This window comes from Streptosporangium carneum (genome assembly GCF_027922005.1).
In the GTDB taxonomy this organism is placed as follows: domain Bacteria; phylum Actinomycetota; class Actinomycetes; order Streptosporangiales; family Streptosporangiaceae; genus Streptosporangium; species Streptosporangium carneum.
In genome coordinates this window covers 321,397-340,835 of the sequence record NZ_BSEV01000005.1, presented here as the reverse complement: position 1 = coordinate 340,835, position 19,439 = coordinate 321,397, and the positions used below count along the sequence as shown (strand labels likewise).

Genomic DNA, 19,439 nt, shown 5'->3' with positions numbered 1-19,439 from the left:
GCAGCACGTCGAACCGTCATGAAGCGCAGAACGGTCGCACACCGAGGACGAGCGTCATCGATGCAGCGACCGTCGCCCACCGCCCTTACAAAGTATGTTCAGCATTATGCGACCAAGCCGACACGCCGTGAGATCGCATCCGTCCTCGACGAAAGACGGCCGTTCGGCGGCGAAACGCGTAGAGCAGCAGAATCGGTACGAGCACCTTCACCGCACGACGCACCCACCGCCTTCGCCGGATCGGCAACGGATGGGATGACCTGTCCTGCACGCTTTCCGACGAGGCAACCGACACCTTCATCGCTCCCTTGTCACCGGAGTCTCCGGCCTTCCGCCGCGTTCAAAGGTTCGCCGACTCGTCCGGCGGGCCGCGTCCCGGCCCCGAAGGGCCATCACAACTCACCCTCGAACACCGCAAGCTAGACGAGCGACTCCTCTCTACCAGATTCCTTATTGGGGGATGAGTTTTCTGCTCTCCGTTCGTCCTTCGCGAAGTACGGACACTGCTTTCGCGAAGAAGGGCTACAGGGCACGAGGGGCGCCGTGCCAGCGCCAGGAGGTGGGGCGGGGGCGGCCGGGGAGGTCGGCGCGGCCGGTGGACCACAGGAGGGCGGGCCAGGGGTCGGTGTCGGCCGGGGCGTCGGGGAACAGGCGGGTCAGGGTCCGGGCACACAGGTCGGCGGGCGGTTCCCAGGCGACGCCGAGCCCCTCGGCGACGTCATGGATGTGGACCAGGGTCTCCACCACGCCCATGGCCGCGAAGCCCTCCGGATCCGCGACCCCGAAGACGTGGAACGCGCGCGCCTGCGGTGAGGCGGTGCGCACCACGGCGGCCAGCATGGTCCCGCACGCCTCCAGCACCTGGAGCAGCCCCGCGGGGCCGAGACGGCGGTCCGCGAAGATCACGTTCGCCGGGCCTCCCGGCTTCTTCCTGATCCAGGCGAACGGGACGTGGTCGTCCAGCGGGGGTGTCTCGGGCCCGAGCTGGGCCGCGTAGGAGAACAGGTCGTCGGCGAGGTGCTCGACGGTCTCCCAGCAGCTCCACTCCAGGGAGCCCGCCCTGACGTCCCAGTCCGCCGCGAGCGCCGGGCGCAGGGCGGCGACCGCCAGCCGTACGGCGCGCTGAACGTCGTCGGCGGTGACGGGACCGGCGGGCGATCCGGACGTCTGGGACATGACGCGACACTACCAACGATCACCCCGCTCCCAGGGGCCGCCCGGAGACCGGGCACGCCGACGGTTGGCCGCGCGGGCCGGACGTCCCCACCCGTGGGAGGGGTCCTCACCGATGATGGATTGTCCGGATGGTCGGCGAGATCGCCGACCGAGGTTGGTCACCGAGTATTGCGGCACGCAGCGTCATGACACAAGGTGACCTCATGGTCACAGCACGCTTTACCCCCTGGAACGGGCTGCCGCCGGACGCACGACAGGCGGGCTTCGAACAAGACCACCAGATCCTCTACATCGCACGGGCCGCGTACGCGGGCGGCCTGCACCTCGGAAAGATCCGAGCCGACTGGCACAAGGCCGCCATCCCCCACGGCGGCCAGGAGGTGTGGGTCGACGGGGTCGAGGTGTGGACACACCAGCTGAGCGACAACTCCGGTGGCGTGTGGAACGTCCCGAGTGGTTCCCCGGGCGACGCGATCGTCTGTGGCCACGAGGCTGACGGCACCCCGCTGTACGCCGCCCGCGCCTACCACAACGGCGGCCTGCACCTCGGGAAGTGGCGGGCGGACTGGGCGGCCGCGGCCATTCCGTACGGCGGCCAGGAGTTGTGGATGTCCCGGTTCTCGGTCCTCTGTCCCGGCCAGTACATCGAAGGCGACCCCGCCTTCGAGTGGCAGCGCCGTCCCTGAGCCGCCCCGGCCCGGGTCCTCTCGGGCCGCATGACGTACGGCACGGCGGCGCGCCGGGGAAGGACGCCGCCGCACCTGCCTCAGGGGGTACGGAGATCGCCGGCGGCCACGGCCTCCTGCCGGTCGACCTCGGCCCGCAACTCCTCCAGGGTGTCGGCGTCGACCGTCCGCTCCGCCCCGGCGTCGAACTGCGACTCGGTGAAGGGGACGACCCGAGATGCCCACATTCGTCCCCTGTCGCTGAGGATCACCCGCCATCCGGGTATTACGGAAACAGAGGAATCGCTTTTAGTCTGGGTCATGGATCAGGACCTCGTTTCCTGATCAAGGGTCCGTCTGGTCGTGTGGCGCGCCAGGCGGACCCGCCGTTTACAGGGTCTTTTCCGCTTGTGGATGCCATAGTGGAAGAGCTTCACGATCCTTCAAAGGGAAATGCCGATGGGCCGTCCTTCCCATCGCCCATCAGGGGGAGCTCTCATGCCGTACATGAGCGAACCGGTCCGTCCCGACACGTCACCGTGGCATCTGCTCGGCGCCTGCATACGCCACTGGCGCGAGGACGTCCGTCAGCTGTCGCAGCGTGAGCTGGCCAAAGCGGCCCTCGTCGACCAGGGCGAGTTGTCGAGGTGGGAGCGCGGGCTCGGCCGCCCGCACTCCGACCACGTCAGAGGAATCGACAACGCGCTGGGGACCGGCGGGCATCTTATTGCGCTTCGCGACCTTATTGCCGAAATTGAAGAGGTACGCGAAAGTGGAAAGGACACAAATCCACCATCTCGCAACGAGGACGATGTGGAACGTCGCGCTTTTCTCCAGTTCCTGACGATTCTCAGCGCCGGTTCCGGCATTTCCGCCTCCGCCGTCGACGCCCTGCACTCGGGCCTCAGGCAGATCACCGGCCACGCCGCCGACAACAGCATGGACGACTGGGAGCAGATCGCCTGGGACTACGCCCAGGGCGTCTGGACTGAACCGCCGGGCTCCAGGGTCGCCGACCTGACGGGCGACATCCGTGACCTGGAGCAGGCCCTGCTTCGCACCCGAGACCAGGGCGACCGCAACACCTTGCTGCGGGTCTACGCCCAGTTGGCGACATTCATGGCACTCGACCTGGTCGAGATCTCAGGGGCCCGCGCGGGCTGGCGTTCCTGGCGTGCCGCCCGCTCCGCCGCCGACGTTTCGGGAGACCGCGAGCTGAGGGTGTGGGTGCGCGCCATCGAGGCCTCCCACTCGTTCTATCTACGTCGTCTCGGGTCGGCCACCGACACGCTGGTAGGGGAGGCCCTGCATCTCGCCGACGGCCGCCCATGTCACGGCCTGGTCGAGGCTCTGAAGACCCGCAGCCGCGTCCTTGCCGCACAAGGGCAGACCGACCTCGCCCACAGGGCTCTCCATGATCTCAGAGAAGCCCATGAGCGTCTCCCGTCCGCTGTGACCGACGATCACATCTCCGTGTGGGGCATGCCGACGGCGAGCATCCAGTACGCCGAGGCCTTCGTGCTCATCAAGCTCGGGGACACCACGACGGCCATGCCCATGCTGGAACAGGCGCTGGCGACGTCCCCACCGGAGAAAGTCGGGGGAAAGGCCAACATCGGTCTCCTCCAGGCCTGGGGGTTGGTCCGAGACCGTGACATGGCCGAAGGACTGAGCCATGCCCTCGACGTCACAACCCCTCTCCCCGTCACGGCCGCCCGCCGCAGGATCGCGTCCGAACTCCTGGCCTCCCTCCCCCAGCAGGCCAAGGCGCTGCCCGCCGCCCGTGAGTTCCACGAACTGGTGAGAGCCGACCGTCCGGCCCGGTGACGAGGGTGGGCGAACGCGCCGTCACGCCAGGGCTGTCACCGGGAACGTTCACCGGGTCGCGCGCCGTTCGAAGGCGCCGGACATGTCCGTGCCGGCACTCGCCGTACCGGCGCTTGAAAGCACCACGAATCCGGTGGAGGCATGCGGTCACAGCGCTAGCCGCAGGGTGGGGTGAAGGTCAGACCGGGGAAGCGGCGGTCCCATTGTGCGTGGGTGAGGCGGGGATGGGCGAGCGCGCAGACCTCCTGTGAGACCCGGGTGAGGTCGATCGGCCACAGGCGGGCGGTCGCGTCCTGCGACGCGGTGGCGAGCGTGTGTCCGTCGGGGCTGAAGGCCAGCGCCGAGACCGCCCCGAGGTGGGCGGTGAGCGCGGCGCTCACCCGGGGGCCCGACGGGGCGGCGAGGTCCCACAGCAGGGCGGTGCGGTCGACGCTCGCGGTGGCGAGCGTGCGCCCGTCGGGGCTGAAGGCGACGGCGTCGACGGCGTCGGTGTGCTCCGCCAGCGTGGCCGTGAGGACCGGACGGTACGGCGTCGCGACGTCCCACAGCCGCGCGGTGTGGTCGCCGCTCGCGGTGGCCAGCGTCCTTCCGTCGGGACTGAAGGCGACCGCCGACACCGCGCCGCCGTGTCCGTCCAGCACGGCGGCCTCGGTGGGATCACCGGGGTCGGCGACGTCCCACAGCCGCACGGTGCGGTCGCCGCCGCCGGTGGCCAGCGTACGGCCGTCGGGCCCGAACGCCAGCGCGTGGACGCTGTCGGTATGCCCCGTCAGCCTGACCAGGAGGCGGGGTGCGCGCCGGTCGCCGATGTCCCACAGCCCCACGCCGGGCTCCTCCCCCGCGACGGCGAGCGTACGACCGTCGCGGTTGAGGGCGGCGGCGAACACGTTCCCCAGTCCGGCGTCGGCGACGGCCAGCGAGACCGGGCGGCCGGGATCGGTGACGTCCCACAGCCGGATCGTGCCATCCAGGCCTCCCGTGACGAGTGTGCGCCCGTCGGGGGTGAAGACCACCGCCCGAACGTTGTCGGTGTGCCCCCGGAGGACCGCCGACGGCCTGCCCTGCACTCCCGTCTCCGTCTCCGTCGTCTCCCACAGCCGCGTCGACAGGTAGGTGCCGGTGGCCAGCAACCGGCGGTCCGGGCTGAAGGCCACCGCGTTCACCTGCCCGTGGTGCCCGGCGAGTATGGGCCGCCGCAGGTCCCACAGCCGCACGCTGTCGTCTCCGCCGCCGCTGGCCAGCGCGTCGCCTCCGGGGGTGAAGGCGACGGTGTAGACCGTCCCCGAATGCCCGTTCAGCACGGCGGGAGCGCTCGGGAACGCGGGGTCGGTCACATCCCACAGCCGGATCGTGCGGTCGTAGCTCCCGGTCGCCAGCGTGTGCCCGTCGGCGGTGAACGCGGCGGCCACGACGCCGCCCTCGTGGCCGGTGAGCGTGGGCAGCTCACGCACGCGGCGCGGGTCGGCGACGTCCCACAGGCGTACGGTGTTGTCGAAGCCACCGGTCGCGAGCAGCCGCCCGCCGGGGCTGAAGACCGCGCACAGCACCCGGTCGCCGTGCCCCCTGAGGTCGGGCAGGCGCGCCGGGCGACGCGGGTCGGCGACGTCCCACAGCCGGACGGTCTTCTCGAAGGCGGTCACGACGAGCGTCCGCCCGTCCGGGCTGAAGGCCACCCCCGACAGCGCGCTCTTCGCGCCTTTCAGCGTCGCCAGCGCCACGGGCCGCCTGGGATCGGAGACGTCCCACAACTTGGCCGTACGGTCGTACGACGCGGTCGCCACCGTGCGTCCGTCCGGACTGAAGGCGAGGCCGATGACGCCCTGACCGTGCCCGGCCAGGACGCCCAGCGCCACGGGCCGCCTGAGATCGGAGAGGTCCCACAGCCTCGCCGTACGGTCGTCGCCGGCGCTGGCCAGCACCCGCCCGCCCGGTCCGAAGGCCAGCGACGTGACGCCTTCGGTGTGCCCGGTGATCGTGGCCAGCGGAACGGGCCTGTGCCGGTCGGCGACGTCCCACAGACGCACCGTCCGGTCGAGGCTCGCGCTGGCCATGATCCGCCCGTCCGGGCTGAACTCGGCGGCGTAGACGGCGTTGGTGTGCTCGGTCAGCCGGGTCGCGTAGTGGTCGCCCACCGTGCTCAGCAGCCCGCCGCGTGACTCGGCGGTCGGGGCGAGCCGGTGGGCGGCCAGGACGAGCTGCGCCGCCAGCGCCGGATCGGCCGCGTGCAGCCCCCTGGCCTCGTTGGCGACCTTGCCGGACAGGGCCTGGTCGCGCTGCCGTTCGGCTTCGCCGTTCGCCCGTACGGCGAGCACCGCCGCGCAGGCCGTCGCGACGACCAGCGCGCACAGCGCGGCGACCACCTGGTAGAGCCGCCTGGCGCGACGGCGCTCGTGCCGTTCGCAGGCCGCGACGAAGGCCCGGAGCAGGGGCGGGGCCGGATCCTGGCGCGTCGTGTCCAGCCACCGCTGGGCCGCCGCGAGGCGGGCCCCGCCGTACAGGGCGGCGGGATCGCGCCCCTCGCCCTCCCACTGCTCGGCCGCCTCGGCCAGACGCTGCCCGACGAGCAGTCCCGTGCGGTCGGCGGCGATCCAGGCCCGCAGTCTCGGCCAGGTGCGCAGCAGCGCCTCATGTGTGACGGTGACGGTGTCGGTCTCGGCCGTCAGCAGTCTGGCCTCGACGAACGCGTCCACGATCGCGCCCAGCCGCCCGTCCTCACCGGCCAGATCGGCCCCGCGCACCCGGCGACGGGTGTCCGCGCCGTCGTCCGACACCCGCACCAGGCGCAGGAACAGCCGGTGGGTCAGCGCGCGTCGTTCCTCGTCGAGCGACTTGTAGACGGCCTCGGCGGTGTGAGCGATCGCGCCGTGGATACCGCCGCCGTCGCGGTACGCCGCCACGGTCAGCCGGCGCCTCCTGCCGGCCTCGCAGGTGGCCAGCAGGGCGTGCGAGAGCAGCGGCAGCGCCCCCGCGTCGTGCGCCGCCTCCCCCGCGTCGGCGTCCCGACCGGCGAACGCGGGGGCGAGATCGCGCAGGATCAGCTCGACCAGGCCCTCCTCGACGTCGATTCTCGCGCGGACGGCAGGCTTCACGATCGCGTCCTCGACCTCCTCGCGGGTCATCGGCCCCATGAGGATCTGCCCGTCCTGCAGGACACGCGCGAGCGCCGGGTCCCGCAGGGCCTCGCCGTAGAAGTCGGCCCGCATGCCGAGGACGACGACGGTCTTGGGCGGCAGGGCGGAGGAGGCCGCGGCGTGGGTGGAGGCCGCCCTGCCCGCTTCGCTCAGGGCCGCGACGAACGCCCGGCGGCGTGCTCCGTCATGCCACTCGGTGAAGACCTCCTCGAACTGGTCCACGACGACCACCGGCCCCCCTGCGCCCGGGGCGACCTCCGCCTGCCCGCACCACCGGGCGAGCACGGCCAGCGGGTCCGGCACGGACGCGGGCGGGTCCGGCACAGAGGAGGCGGTCGGCCCGGAGACCGGCTCCTCCGCCGCGACCGGACCGGTGGACACGGCCTCTCCCGGCTCGGTCACGTCACCGGACGCGACCGGCTCCCCCGGCGTGACGTCCTCGAACGCGACCGGCTCCCCCGGCTCGGTCACATCCCCGGATCCGGTCGGTCTCCCGGGGTCGGTCAGTTCCTTCGGCGTGGTCAGCACGACCGCACGCGGGCCGCCCAGCGCCGGGATGAGCCCGGCGCGCAACAGCGACGACTTGCCCGCCCCCGAGGGGCCCACCACCGCGAGCACCCCGCCCCCGTCACGCGTCAACCGGGTGACCCGTGCGGTCAGTTCCGCGGTGAGCCGTTCCCTGCCGTGGAACCATTCGGCGTCCTCCGGCTGAAAGCCGGCCAGCCCACGGTACGGGCAGGGCGCGCTCGCGGGGCGGCGTCCCGGAGCCCTGCGGACGACGAGCAGGGCCTCACGCCAGTGCGTCAGCTCGTCGGGGTCGGTGACGCCGCAGGCGGCGAGCACGTCGGCGAGCGCCTTCTGGTTGGGCAGATGCGCGCCCGCGAAATAACCGCCGACGGTGCTGCCTGGAATTCCCGTCGAGCGGGTGACGTCTCTCACCGTCAGGCCCGCCAGTTCACGCAACGACGTCAATTCCCTGGCGAATTCCTGTCGACTCACAATATCCGTTAATCCAGATTTGTCACCTTTAGGGGACTTATCGGACACGACGTCCTCCCTGCCGACAGGCCGATGCGCCGGGAATCCTACCGGGCGTGCTCAGCGGGCGTCCTGACTTGTCCGGACATTTATCGGGAGCCTCTCAGCGAGGCGAGAACGTGCTCTGCTGACACCCGCGACGGCCTTTACCGCCCACCCGCGTCCGCGGCGAAACGGGCACGGACCCACCACGCCATGAAAAGGCCGTACCACGCCATGAAAAAAGGAGGAATCAACCTGTGTTCCTGAAACGTTCACGTGCCCGCGCCGAAAAGACGTACGAGCCCCGGAAAACCCGTGGCGTCAGTCGCGGGACCCGTGGCCGCCGAGAGACCCGGACGCGCGACGGGTCGCGCCGGACCTCGCTCCTGCTCACGACCGTGTTGATCGTCGCCGCCGGCCTGTTCCTGCCGCCTTCGGCCGCGTCCGCCGCCGACGCCTTCCTCTGCGATCGCGAGCCGCCGAGATCACCGGCCTGCGCCTCACCACGACCACGCCCGACGGCCTGTTCGCCGACAACTGGAACCTCGACGCCGTCGACGTCCTCTACAGGTCACTGATCCTCGGCGTCTGGAAGCCGGTCAGGAACGTCCAGCTCAGCGGTCGGCCGCTCAACCGTTTCACCGGCGCCGATCCCAGTTACGACCTGCGCATGTCGCGCGTGTTCGACGGCAGCTTCGAGGTCCAGAACCGCGACGACATCGGCTCGCCCTGGTTCACCGAGGGGTCCGACTGGAAGGGGATCGACCGGAGGAACTTCAAACGGCACACCGGCGACAACAACGCCTTCACCTGGTCGACCGGCCGCCAGTGGAACGCCATCCTGCAGACCGTCCCCGTCACGCCGAACACCGAGTACGAGCTCACCGGCTGGGTCAACACCTCCGATCGGGTCAACGCCGGTTTCTTCGGCGCCAGGCAGGCCGGTTTCTGGCCGCCGCCCGGCGTCCCTCCTCCGGCGGTCACCATCGCCTCACCACCGCCCGGTCCCGCGGGTCCGTCGACCGCCGCCCGGTCCCGCGGGCCCCTCGGGACGCGCCTGCCGTCCTCCCGTCAGCAGCCGACGGCCCGGTAGAGATCTCCCGCCTGTGTCGTCAGCCGGCCGCCCGCGTCGGACCAGGTGGTGCCGGCCGGGTTCAGGGTCAGCACCACCATGATCTTGCGGTCGTTCGCGCAGAAGGTGCCGCTGGTGTGCATCGCGACGCCGCTCAGATCAGGACCCGCGGCGTTGGCCGCCTGGGAGGCGTCCCCGGCGCGGTCGTCCGTGGACGCGCCGTCGGCACGGCCGTCCTCGGAGGCGTTCCCGGTACGGCCTGTCTGGGCCTGGCACTCCTGGCCGGGCGGCGGGTTCAGGCTGAAGCCGGACCACCCCTGCTTGACGGCCCAGGGCCTGGGGATGGCGCTCGGGATGCCGAAGTACTGGTCCCACCCGTCCGAGGCGCAGCGGGTCGCCAGGCGCAGGTGCCCCATGATGAGGTCACGGAACGTCGGGTGGGCCCGCTCCAGGATGTAGCGGTAGGTCGTCACCACGTCGGCGGCGCTGACGGCGGTGTAGCCCCAGATGTTCTGGTTGGCGGGGGGCGTGGTGTCGACCAGACCTATCTTGGTCACCATCCGGTTCACGATCGCGTTGTAGCCGTTGCGCGTCCACAGGGTGGTCGCGGCGGTGTCGTCGCTGGAGCGCAGCATCGTCTGCAGCAACTGGGCGTCGGCGGCCGGGATGCTCGCCCCGGGACCACGGGCCTCGAGATAGTCGAGGGCGATGAGCAGCTTCACCAGCGAGGCGGAGCGGAACTGCTTGTGCTCGTCACTCCGGGTGGACGCCCCGGTGGTGCGGTCGTACACCATGTACGCCGTCGCGCGCCCCGAGGGGATCGGCGGGCACTCGCTGAGGCGCGCGTCCCCCGGATCGACGGAGGTGTTCAGGTGCGAGGCGGGCACGAAGCCGTAGCCCCGCCGCCCCGGGTCGCTCACCACGCGGTCGCCCTGGGTGTAGTACCACACGTTGTTGCCGCCGCTGTGCTGCTGGCCGCGCGCCCAGCACAGGAACCAGCTCCGGGTCGAGTCCAGGATCCCCACCTGCGGCGAGCCGCCGTCGGGGGTGGCGCGCACCGGGGCCTGGGCCTGGTTGCCGCAGATCGAGTCCTCGGTGAACGGGTTGGGGAAGATGCCGCCGTCATGGTTGACGCCCGTACGGTGCTGACACACCTCGGCCTGCGCCGCGGAGGTCGGCAGCAGGGCCAAGACAGATGCGACAAGCACACCTGTGAGCAGCCCGCTGAGAATTCTCATGTCGCTCCCTCATCGGTGAACCGTCCCGGCCGTGTGTCGCACGGCCGGGACGGCAGTACGTCGTCGGTTGTCAGCGGACTTCGGCCCGTCCCGCGACCACGTGCTGTTCGTGGTGTCGTGGACGCTCGTCGACGAGCCCCTCGCCCGGCAGGCGTGCCGGGCGTCATATCGCCCCCGCGGTGGCTGTCCCGCGAACTGTCGTCATGCCTTCTGCGATACGTCGAACCAATCCAGAACCGGACGAACATTGATCGAAAACCTCAAGCGACGCCTACGTAACCATGACCCCGGATAGCGGAACAATCAGCATCTCGGTCATAAACCGCCGGATTCCGGTCATGACGCGGCGGAAGGCTCGGCACGCGTCGTCCCCCGGTCGACACAGCTCCGCCCGCCCCGACTTCACCTCCGGGGTGAGGCGTCACCCTCCCCGTCCGGTTCTGGTTCACCGGTGGGGGACCTCAGACCGGCACCGCTCACCGGTGCCGGTCACGTCTGGCGATGACCGGCATCGCCGGGATCTCCCGCCGCGCGGGCGGCGCGGGCGGCCAGCTCGCGCAGGTACGCCGACAGCTCCGGCGGCTCGTGCACCTGGAACTCGCAGCCGAGCATGAGCAGCCGCGACGCCAGCCATTCCAGGGTGTCGGCGCGCCCGTACAGACGGCAGCTGTGCTCGTCGACCGGCTGAACCTCGCCCGGGGCCGCGCCGAGCCGCTCAGCCGCCTGTCCGGCGGGAAGACGCAGGGTCGCCCGTACCTCGTAGGTCGGGGCGAGTGAGTACAGTCTGCCGGCGACGAAGGCCGCCGCGTCCTGTTCCGGGGGCTGCCGGGACGTGAACCGCGCGCCGGTCGGCCGGGGGTCGCCGACGCGGTCGACGCGGAAGACCCGCCAGTCGTCGCGGTCGTTGTCGTAGGCCAGCAGATACCAGCGGCGCGCGGCCGCCACCAGCCGGTGCGGCTCGACCAGACGTCCGGTCTCGGTCCCGTCGGCCGCCCGGTAGCCGAACCGCAGGCGTTCACGCCCTGTGACGGCTCCGGCGAGCACCGTCAGGTGCCTCGGGTCCACCCTCGCCACCTCCCCGGTCGCCATCGACACCGTGGCGGCCCCGAGGGCGGCGACCCGGTGCCGCAGCCGGGCCGGGAGCACCTGCTCCAGCTTGGTCAGGGCCCGTACCGACGCCTCCTCGATGCCCTCGACCGGCGCTCCGGCCGCGGCGCGCAGGCCGACCGCGATGGCGACTGCCTCCTCGTCGTCGAGCAGCAGCGGCGACATGGCCTTGCCCGCGACGAGCCGGTAGCCGCCTACCGCCCCCATCGTCGCCCGCACCGGGTATCCCAGCTCGCGCAGGCGGTCGACGTCACGGCGGATGGTGCGGGGGCTGACCCGCAGCCGCTCGGCCAGCTCGGCGCCCGGCCATTCCCGGGGAGTCTGCAGCAGGGACAGCAGGGCGAGCAGGCGCGCGGAGGTTTCGCTCATGGAATCCAGGATGCCCAGCCATATAGGACAGGATTCGACCTACATGGTTTCTACTGTCGCTCACGTCACCGCGACACGCGCGCACCGCCACGGCGGCCGTTCACGTCGTCGCGGCACGCGCTCACGTCACCGCCACGCACGAGGAGAACCATGGGCACCGGCATCCGCCCCTTCCGCATCGACATCCCCCAGGCCGACCTGGACGACCTGAGAGACCGACTGGCCCGTGTCCGGTGGCCCCGGCCGCTGCCCGGCGAGGGGTGGAGCCGCGGGGTCCCCGCCGACCGTCTCAGGGAGCTGGCCGACTACTGGCGTGACGGCTACGACTGGCGTCGGCACGAAGCCCGGCTGAACGGGTTTCCGCAGTTCATGACAGAGATCGACGGTCAGGACGTCCACTTCCTGCATGTGCGCTCCGCCGAGCCGGACGCCCTGCCGCTCGTCCTCACGCACGGCTGGCCGAACTCCTTCCTGGAGTTCGCCGAGCTCGTCGGCCGTCTCACCGACCCCCGCGCGCACGGCGGCGACCCCTCGGAGGCGTTCCACGTCGTCGTGCCGTCGCTGCCCGGCTTCGGCTTCTCCGCGCCGCCGCGCGAGGCCGGCTGGAACGCCGCGCGCGTGGCGGGGATCTGGGCGGAGCTGATGCGACGGCTTGGATACGACCGCTACGGCGCGCAGGGCGGAGACTTCGGCGCGTACGTCGCCCCCGAGGTCGCCAAGGCCGCCCCGGACCACGTGGTCGGCGTCTACGTCATCAGCGGGCTCGGCTTCCCCACCGAGGCCGACCTGCCGGAGATGACCGAGGACGAACGCGCGGCCTACGCCTGGCTTCAGGGGCAGGACTGGATGAAGGGCGTGGACCACCACGCGCTGCTGCGCGCCGCGCCCCAGACCTTCGCCTACGGATGGCACGACTCCCCGCTCGCCGCACTGGCCTGGATGACGCAGAAGTTCCAGGAGTTCACCGTCGCCGACAAGCAGGTGGACGAGCTGATCGACCGCGACCTGTTCCTCACCAACGTGAGCCTCTACTGGCTCACCGGGACGCTGGGCACCTCGTCCTGGCCCTACTACGACAGCACCGGCATGGGCTGGCCCGAGGGGCAGAAGACGGTGCCGACCGGGGTGTACAGCGGGCCTCCCGGAATCCGCAGGCTCGCCGAGCGGCACAACATCGTCGTCCACTGGCCCGAGGACAACCCGGGCGGCCATCACTTCGTCGCCATGGAACGCCCCGACGACGTCGCCGCCGACCTTCGCCGCTTCTTCGCCAGGGTCCGCTGACCTCGGCGGCTGTGGGGCGGGAGATGCTTTGCCGGTTCGTTGGGCGCAAAAGGCAAAAGTCGTGGATTGACGCTTTTATGAGGTTTTGCGGGCCTTCTGCCTCATGAGGACCGGGTAGGTAGCGGGAAAATCCGGCCGAATCCGGTCCTCCCCATGACGAGCCCACAGCGAGCAGGAGATCTTCATGGCTTTGCACAAGGTCACGAGCAGGGACGTCACCGAGTTCGGCGACCTGTACGCGTCGCCGCTGAGCGAGAGGGCACTGCCGAAGTACCGCATCCCCGACCGGCAGTCCGACCCGCGGGTGGTCTACGAGCTGCTCCACTCGGAGCTGCTGCTGGACGGCAACGCGGCGCAGAACCTGGCGACGTTCTGCACCACCTGGAGCGAGGAGGAGGTCCATCGGCTGATGGACCGGTCCCTCGACAAGAACATGATCGACAAGGACGAGTACCCGCAGACCGCGGAGATCGAGTCGCGTTGCGTGCACATCCTGGCGGACCTGTGGAACTCCCCCTCCAACCAGAACACGATGGGCTGCTCGACGACCGGCTCCAGCGAGGCCGCGATGCTCGGCGGGCTGGCGCTCAAATGGCGGTGGCGGCAGCGCAGGAAGGCGGACGGCAAGCCGACCGACCGCCCCAACCTGGTGTGCGGGCCCGTGCAGGTGTGCTGGGAGAAGTTCGCCCGCTACTTCGACGTGGAGCTGCGGCAGGTGCCCCTGGAACCGGACGCGACCGGGCTGCGCCCGCACCAGCTGCGCCAGTACGTCGACGAGAACACCATCGGTGTGGTCGCCATCCTCGGCGTCACCTACACCTGCGACTTCGAGCCGGTCGAGGCCATCGCCAGGGAGCTGGACGCCATCCACGCCGAGACCGGGCTGAACGTCCCGATCCACGTGGACGCCGCCAGCGGCGGGTTCATCGCCCCGTTCGTGCAGCCGGAGCTGGTGTGGGACTTCCGCCTCGAACGGGTGGCGTCCATCAACTCCTCCGGCCACAAGTACGGCTTGGCCCCGCTGGGCGTCGGATGGGTGGTGTGGCGCTCGGCCGACCTGCTGCCCAAGGACCTGATCTTCAACGTCAGCTACCTGGGCGGCGAGATGCCGACCTTCGCGCTCAACTTCTCCCGCCCGGGCGGCGAGATCATCGCCCAGTACTTCATGCTGCTGCGCCTCGGCCGCGAGGGCTACCGCAGGGTCCAGCAGGCCTGCATCGACACCGCGCAGTTCCTCGGCGGCCAGATCGAGAAGATGGGGCCGTTCAAGCTCCTGTACGACGGCAAGGGCGCCCTTCCCGGCATCTCCTACACCCTGGCGGACCCCGACGCCGGCTTCACCCTCTACGACCTGACCGAACAGCTGCGGACGCGCGGCTGGCAGGTGCCCTCCTACCCGCTGCCCGCCGACCGGCAGGACACGGTCATCCAGCGGGTGCTGGTCCGCCACGGCATCGGCCGCGACGAGATGGCCCTGCTCGCCGAGGACATCCGCCGCTCCGTCGACCGGCTCGGTCGCGGCGCCGGGGCGGAGCAGCGGCCCGGATTCCATCACTGACCGCGCCACGGCCGCCGCGCGGACGACCGGGCCACAAGTCCAGGGGGAACGCCATGCCCGCACCGAACTACCGGGACGTCGTGGACCATGTCATGACCGCCGTACGGCCGTACATCGGCGAGGGGAAGGTGGCCGACTACATCCCCAGCCTGGGCGAGGTGGACCCGAACCAGTTCGGGTTCGCCGTGGCCACGGTCGACGGGGAGGTCCACGGGGGCGGGGAGTCGAAGACTCCGTTCACGATAGAGAGCATCTCCAAGCTGTTCGCCCTCGCGCTCGTGCTCAGCCACGACGACAGGGCGATCTGGAGGCGGGTACGGCGCGAGCCGACGGGTGACCCGTTCAACTCGCTCATCCCGCTCCAGATCTCCAAGGGCATTCCGGGCAACCCGTTCGTCAACCCGGGGGCCATCGTCGTCACCGACCAGCTCCTGCGCGACACCGGCGACGCCTACGGGGCGATCCGCGCGCTGCTGCGGGCCGAGACGGGCAACCCGCAGCTGCACGTGGACGCGGTCACCGCGCACTCGGAGGCGACCACGGGGCACCGGGACAGGGCGCTGGCCTACCTGGCGGCCGACTTCGGCAACATGCTCAACCCGGTCGACGAGACGCTCGACCACTACTTCCGCCAGTGCTCCATCATGATCAGCTGCGAGGAGCTGGCGCGGGCCGCGCTGTTCCAGGCCCGTCACGGCGTGCGGGCCGACGGCTCCCGCCTGATCTCGGAGGAGGACGCCAGGGGCGTCAACGCGATCGTGCTCACCTGCGGCACCTACAACGCGGCGGGCGAGTTCGCCTACCGCGTGGGGCTGCCCTGCAAGAGCGGCGTCGGCGGCGGAATCCTGGCCGTCGTCCCCGGACGGTGCACCGCCGTGGCGTGGGGACCGGGCGTCGACGACAAGGGGAACTCGGTCGCGGCGGCCGCCGCCCTGGAGGCGTTCGCCAAACTGGCCGGCCTGTCGCTGTTCTGAGCGACCACGACACCGGCTCCGCGCGGACGACGCACGGACGACACGCGAACGGAGCCCAGGCGGAACCCGGACGGAACCCAGACGGACCCAGACGGACCCAGACGATCGGGGGAACAGCGGTGGCCCATTCGAAACACGCCGCCTCACAGCGGGCGAGAACCGGCGGAGCAGGCCGCTACCTGACGGTCTCGACCCTCGGGCTGATGACCGCGGCCTCCATCGTCACCAGCCTGCGCGGCCTTTCGCTGATGGCCAAGGAGGAGCTGACGATGTTCGTCTACATCGGCTTCTCCACCTTCCTGTTCCTCATCCCCGCCGGCCTGGTCGCCGCCGAGCTGGGCGGCGCGTTCGGCGACCGGGCGGGCGGCCTGTACGTCTGGGTCGCCGAGGCCTTCGACAAGCCCACCGGGTTCGTCACGATGTTCCTGTCGTGGGTGCAGAACATCGTCTGGTATCCCGCCGGGCTCAGCTTCGCCTCCGCCGCCGCCGCGTTCGCCATCGGCAGGCCGAACCTGGCCTCCGACCACGTCTACGTCGGCCTGTTCATCATCGTCGCCTTCTGGCTGTGCACGTTAGCCGCGCTGGTCAGCAACCGGTTCGCGGCCAAGGTCACCAAGTACGGCTTCCTGCTGGGCACCGTGATCCCCGGTGTGATCCTGCTCGCGGGGTTCCTGGCCTGGCTGCTGTCCCGCCAGCAGATCGGCTGGAGCGAGGCGACCAGCCCCGCGGTGTCGGTCGAGGAGACGGGCCACCCCCATCCCCGGTGGTTCCCCTACATCACCGGGCTCTCCGGGTTGTCGTTCCTGGCCGGGATCCTGCTCAACTTCGCGGGCGTCGAGTCGCAGGCCGTGCACGCGATGGAGCTGAGGAACCCGAAGACCGGCTACCCGCTGGTGATCGCGATCGCGGCGCTGCTGTCGTTCGGCATCTTCACGCTCGGCTCGCTCGCGATCGCGGGGATCCTCCCCTACAAGGAGATCAACATCGAGAGCGGCGTGTTCGACGCCTTCGACCGGCTCTCGACCACCCTGCTGCACGTCTCGTGGCCGGTCCAGCTGATCAGCCTCCTGGTCTGCTACGGCGCGCTCGGCGGCGTGCTGGCCTGGATCATCGGCCCCAGCCGCGGCCTGCTGGCCACCGCCAGGGACGGGATGCTGCCGCCGTTCATGCAGAGGACCAACAGGAGTGGGGTGCAGAGGAACATCCTGGTCATCCAGGGCGTGGTCGTCACCGTGATCGCCTCGCTCTACCTCTTCATGAGCGACGTCAGCACGGTCTACTTCCTCATCTCCGCCCTGGCGGTCAGCCTCTACATCATCGTTTACATGATCATGTACGCCTCCGCGATCCGGCTCCGCTACACCCAGCCCGAACTGCCCAGGGCCTTCAGGATCCCCGGCGGGACCGTGGGCATGTGGGCGGTCGCGGGCATCGGCTTCCTGGCCGTCGCGTTCGCCTTCGTGCTGTCCTTCGTGCCGCCCGCGCAGCTGCCGGTCGGCAGCCCCGCCCTGTACGTCGGGCTCGTCGCCGCCGGGGCGATCGTCTTCACCGGGGCTCCCCTGGTCGTCGAGCGGTTCAAGAAGCCGTCCTGGAAGCGGTACGCGGAGACTCCCTCGTCCCCGCCCGACACCTGAGCCGGACGCCGGGCGCCGGGCGCCCCGGATCAGGCTCCCGAGCCTCCGGACAGGCGTCTGTGCCAGGTGACGGCCGAGGTGTCGGTCAGCGAGGCGATCTGGTCGACGACCACGCGCAGCCGTCCCGCGTCGCCGTCCGCCCTGATGAAGGAGGGGCGCAGCGCGGGCTCGAGCGTGCCGGGCGCGCCCAGCATGATCAGGTGGGCGAGGTCGTGGATGAGCTCGCGCTGCCTGGCCTGGTTGGCGCTGTGCTCGCGGCTGGTCATCACGTAGTGGGCGGTCAGCCCCTTCAGCAGGGCGCACTCCAGGCGGGTCCGCCGGGGAACGACCAGGTCCGCGCCGTAGCGGCCCGCGGCGGGGCCGTAGGCCTCGCGGGTGGCGACCTGCGCCGACCGGCAGAGGTGGCCGATCAGGGCGCTGGTGAGCCCCTTGGTCGCGGCGAGGTCTCCGAGGGAGCCGTCGAAGTGGCGGGGCCAGAGCGGTTGGGCGACCAGACGGCCGAAGATGTCCTCCAGCTCGCCGACCTCCGCGTCCTGGGCGTACCAGGAGCGGGTGGTCACGCAGACCTCGTGGCGCTCGGCGGGGGCGCGCAGCGCCTGCGGCACGACCGCGCCCGAGTGCATGGCGTCCTCGAGGTCGTGCACCGAGTAGGCGACGTCGTCGGCCCAGTCCATGATCTGCGCCTCGAAGCTGACCCGCCCCTCGGGCGCCCCCTCCCTGATCCACCCGAAGACGGCCAGGTCGTCGCCGTACGCGCAGTACTTGGGGCTCGTCTCGCGGGTCCACGGGTACTTGGTCGCGGCGTCCAGGGAGGCCCGGGTGAGATTGAGCCCGGCGCTGCGGCCGTCCTCGGTGAGGACCTTGGCCTCGAGGCGGGTCAGCAGGCGCAGGCTCTGCGCGTTCCCCTCGAACCCGCCGCATCCCGCCGCGAGCTCGTTGAGCGCGGTCTCACCGTTGTGCCCGAACGGCGGATGCCCGAGGTCGTGGGCCAGGCAGGCGGTCTCGACCAGGTCGGGATCCCTGCAGAGCGCCTGCCCCATCTCCCTGCCGATCTGCGCGCACTCCAGGGAGTGGGTCAGCCGGGTGCGCGGGATGTGCTGGCCGCTGCCGAGCGTCTCCGCGGGACCGACCACCTGGGTCTTGGCGGCGAGCCTGCGCAGCCCCGCGCTGTGCAGGACGCGCGCCCGGTCGCGTTCGAACGGGCTTCGCTCAGGGTTGCCGGGTGGTTCCGGTGCCCATCTGGCCTGGTCATGCTCGTCGTAACCGTGCATAAGTGCAGTGATTTTATCCAGGAAAGAGGTGTCCTATGCGGAACTGCATGAAAACACCTGATGACTCCTGGAGGGCAGATGCATGCGCTCCATATTCCCCGCGCGCCTTCCCTCCCCTCCGGTGTCGTCGGGAACATCCCGTACGGCGTGGCCCCGGGCCCCGGCGGCAGTCGCCGGAAACCTGTCGGACAGGTCTTCGGCCCGTAGCGCTTCCGCCTCCGCGGAGGGCGGAGTTCGCACGGCCATACGAAACCCCGACCGGCACGGGGCCGGACGGGGCCGGGTTCCAGTGCGTCGGGGCCACCCGGCGAAAGACCTCCTTGCCGAGCCGTTCTCGGCGGCCCCGGGAGCGCGGGTTCGGTCGCCCGCGCCGAGCAACCGGTGGCCAGGCCGTCATGTTCGACAAACCTGTCCAGCGGCAGGGAAACGCCGTGTCCGAAAGAGGCGGTCCGACGAGGATCGGAAAACGACCTCCGGCACCGGCCTTCCTAGTGGGCGTGGGAGCCGTGGGCGGCCCTGTTGCTGCCACCGCCGCCGCCGCTACCGCTGTTGACACTGCCGCCGTTGGCGGCGCCGTTGTTGCTGCTGCCGTTGTGAGCGAGAACGTGCGTGACGGCAGGAGTCCGGCCCACGAACTCGGCACCGGTGAGCTGGGCCACCGACGTCGCGGGCACGACGAAGGCGAAGGCCGCCAGTGTCGCGGTCACGAGAACACCCTTGAAACTGATCATGATATATCGCCTCGCGCGACCCGGTGGCGTCCCGGACGATCCCGGGGCTGACGAGCCACCGAATCCATAGCGGGTAGAACCAGCGGCACAGCGGCTTTATTCACATGTGGAGTTACACACACATTCAAGGAATATGTGACATATATTTAGAGAATGCCGAGCTCGGCTCACAATAAAAGGATAACCGAAAGCTTTAGAAACAGGTGGAAATGCTCCCTGGCGGCGTGATGACCGCCGTTTCCGCCACGGGCGCGTGACCGCGACCTCTGATCCGCGACCGTGCCGGCGGCGACGGTGAGCCTCGGTCGCCGCCGGGCCCCGTCCCGGAGAACCCGGGCGCACGACCTGGGAAACGCCGCGCGCTCCGGCCCCGCCGCAGCAC

At 70.6% G+C, this 19,439-nt stretch carries 14 protein-coding genes; 7 read left to right on the top strand and 7 right to left on the bottom strand.

The window, feature by feature from the left end:
- Positions 1-522 precede the first annotated feature (522 nt).
- Positions 523-1,176 (bottom strand): hypothetical protein, encoded by a 654-nt coding sequence (locus PKF00_RS14995; protein ID WP_271218107.1) that lies wholly within the window; start codon positions 1,174-1,176, stop codon positions 523-525.
- 203 nt (positions 1,177-1,379) lie between these two features.
- Between PKF00_RS14995 and PKF00_RS14990 the strand changes: the two genes are divergently transcribed.
- Positions 1,380-1,862: a DM9 repeat-containing protein gene (locus tag PKF00_RS14990; protein WP_271218106.1), complete on the top strand. Its 483-nt coding sequence runs from the start codon at positions 1,380-1,382 to the stop codon at positions 1,860-1,862.
- Positions 1,863-1,942: 80 nt separating this feature from the next.
- On the opposite strand, the gene PKF00_RS14985 is transcribed toward PKF00_RS14990, so the two are convergent.
- Positions 1,943-2,089: a hypothetical protein gene (locus PKF00_RS14985; RefSeq protein WP_271218105.1), complete on the bottom strand. Its 147-nt coding sequence runs from the start codon at positions 2,087-2,089 to the stop codon at positions 1,943-1,945.
- A 259-nt stretch (positions 2,090-2,348) separates the two neighbouring features.
- On the opposite strand from PKF00_RS14985, the gene PKF00_RS14980 reads away from it, so the two are divergent.
- On the top strand, positions 2,349-3,668 hold the full coding sequence (locus tag PKF00_RS14980) for a helix-turn-helix domain-containing protein (protein ID WP_271218104.1): 1,320 nt from the start codon (positions 2,349-2,351) through the stop codon (positions 3,666-3,668).
- Positions 3,669-3,823: 155 nt separating this feature from the next.
- Here PKF00_RS14980 and PKF00_RS14975 read toward each other — a convergent pair whose 3' ends face one another.
- Positions 3,824-7,798 (bottom strand): nSTAND1 domain-containing NTPase, encoded by a 3,975-nt coding sequence (locus PKF00_RS14975; RefSeq protein WP_271218103.1) that lies wholly within the window; start codon positions 7,796-7,798, stop codon positions 3,824-3,826.
- 691 nt (positions 7,799-8,489) lie between these two features.
- Between PKF00_RS14975 and PKF00_RS14970 the strand changes: the two genes are divergently transcribed.
- The gene (locus PKF00_RS14970; RefSeq protein WP_271218102.1) at positions 8,490-8,912 is read left to right on the top strand and encodes a hypothetical protein; all 423 of its coding nucleotides are present in this window, start codon (positions 8,490-8,492) and stop codon (positions 8,910-8,912) included.
- On the opposite strand, the gene PKF00_RS14965 is transcribed toward PKF00_RS14970, so the two are convergent.
- Positions 8,891-10,129, bottom strand: coding sequence for a serine hydrolase (locus PKF00_RS14965; RefSeq protein WP_271218101.1), 1,239 nt, complete (start codon positions 10,127-10,129; stop codon positions 8,891-8,893). The two genes, PKF00_RS14970 and PKF00_RS14965, sit on opposite strands and share 22 nt — an antisense overlap.
- Before the next feature lie 489 nt (positions 10,130-10,618).
- Positions 10,619-11,605, bottom strand: a complete 987-nt coding sequence (locus PKF00_RS14960) for a helix-turn-helix transcriptional regulator (RefSeq protein ID WP_271218100.1) — start codon at positions 11,603-11,605, stop codon at positions 10,619-10,621.
- Positions 11,606-11,755: 150 nt separating this feature from the next.
- On the opposite strand from PKF00_RS14960, the gene PKF00_RS14955 reads away from it, so the two are divergent.
- The 4 genes from PKF00_RS14955 to PKF00_RS14940 all read left to right on the top strand — a co-directional run bounded on the left by PKF00_RS14955 (position 11,756) and on the right by PKF00_RS14940 (position 17,055).
- Entirely contained in the window at positions 11,756-12,889 is a 1,134-nt protein-coding gene (locus PKF00_RS14955; protein ID WP_271218099.1) for an epoxide hydrolase family protein, read from the top strand.
- A 184-nt stretch (positions 12,890-13,073) separates the two neighbouring features.
- Positions 13,074-14,447: a glutamate decarboxylase gene (gad, locus tag PKF00_RS14950; RefSeq protein ID WP_271218098.1), complete on the top strand. Its 1,374-nt coding sequence runs from the start codon at positions 13,074-13,076 to the stop codon at positions 14,445-14,447.
- 53 nt (positions 14,448-14,500) lie between these two features.
- Positions 14,501-15,421 (top strand): glutaminase, encoded by a 921-nt coding sequence (locus tag PKF00_RS14945; protein WP_271218097.1) that lies wholly within the window; start codon positions 14,501-14,503, stop codon positions 15,419-15,421.
- 119 nt (positions 15,422-15,540) lie between these two features.
- Entirely contained in the window at positions 15,541-17,055 is a 1,515-nt protein-coding gene (locus PKF00_RS14940) for an amino acid permease (RefSeq protein WP_271218096.1), read from the top strand.
- A gap of 29 nt (positions 17,056-17,084) precedes the next feature.
- Here PKF00_RS14940 and PKF00_RS14935 read toward each other — a convergent pair whose 3' ends face one another.
- Positions 17,085-18,326: a deoxyguanosinetriphosphate triphosphohydrolase gene (locus PKF00_RS14935; RefSeq protein WP_271218095.1), complete on the bottom strand. Its 1,242-nt coding sequence runs from the start codon at positions 18,324-18,326 to the stop codon at positions 17,085-17,087.
- Positions 18,327-18,814: 488 nt separating this feature from the next.
- On the bottom strand, positions 18,815-19,057 hold the full coding sequence (locus PKF00_RS14930; protein WP_271218094.1) for a hypothetical protein: 243 nt from the start codon (positions 19,055-19,057) through the stop codon (positions 18,815-18,817).
- Positions 19,058-19,439 lie beyond the last annotated feature (382 nt).

What these genes read in the sequence shown, in the direction of transcription:
- PKF00_RS14995 (WP_271218107.1), bottom strand. Translation starts at nt 1,176, where the DNA reads ATGTCCCAGACGTCCGGATCGCCCGCCGGTCCCGTCACCGCCGACGAC.
- PKF00_RS14990 (WP_271218106.1), top strand. Translation starts at nt 1,380, where the DNA reads ATGGTCACAGCACGCTTTACCCCCTGGAACGGGCTGCCGCCGGACGCA.
- PKF00_RS14985 (WP_271218105.1), bottom strand. Translation starts at nt 2,089, where the DNA reads ATGTGGGCATCTCGGGTCGTCCCCTTCACCGAGTCGCAGTTCGACGCC.
- PKF00_RS14980 (WP_271218104.1), top strand. Translation starts at nt 2,349, where the DNA reads ATGAGCGAACCGGTCCGTCCCGACACGTCACCGTGGCATCTGCTCGGC.
- PKF00_RS14970 (WP_271218102.1), top strand. Translation starts at nt 8,490, where the DNA reads ATGTCGCGCGTGTTCGACGGCAGCTTCGAGGTCCAGAACCGCGACGAC.
- PKF00_RS14965 (WP_271218101.1), bottom strand. Translation starts at nt 10,129, where the DNA reads ATGAGAATTCTCAGCGGGCTGCTCACAGGTGTGCTTGTCGCATCTGTC.
- PKF00_RS14960 (WP_271218100.1), bottom strand. Translation starts at nt 11,605, where the DNA reads ATGAGCGAAACCTCCGCGCGCCTGCTCGCCCTGCTGTCCCTGCTGCAG.
- PKF00_RS14955 (WP_271218099.1), top strand. Translation starts at nt 11,756, where the DNA reads ATGGGCACCGGCATCCGCCCCTTCCGCATCGACATCCCCCAGGCCGAC.
- gad (WP_271218098.1), top strand. Translation starts at nt 13,074, where the DNA reads ATGGCTTTGCACAAGGTCACGAGCAGGGACGTCACCGAGTTCGGCGAC.
- PKF00_RS14945 (WP_271218097.1), top strand. Translation starts at nt 14,501, where the DNA reads ATGCCCGCACCGAACTACCGGGACGTCGTGGACCATGTCATGACCGCC.
- PKF00_RS14935 (WP_271218095.1), bottom strand. Translation starts at nt 18,326, where the DNA reads ATGCACGGTTACGACGAGCATGACCAGGCCAGATGGGCACCGGAACCA.
- PKF00_RS14930 (WP_271218094.1), bottom strand. Translation starts at nt 19,057, where the DNA reads ATGATCAGTTTCAAGGGTGTTCTCGTGACCGCGACACTGGCGGCCTTC.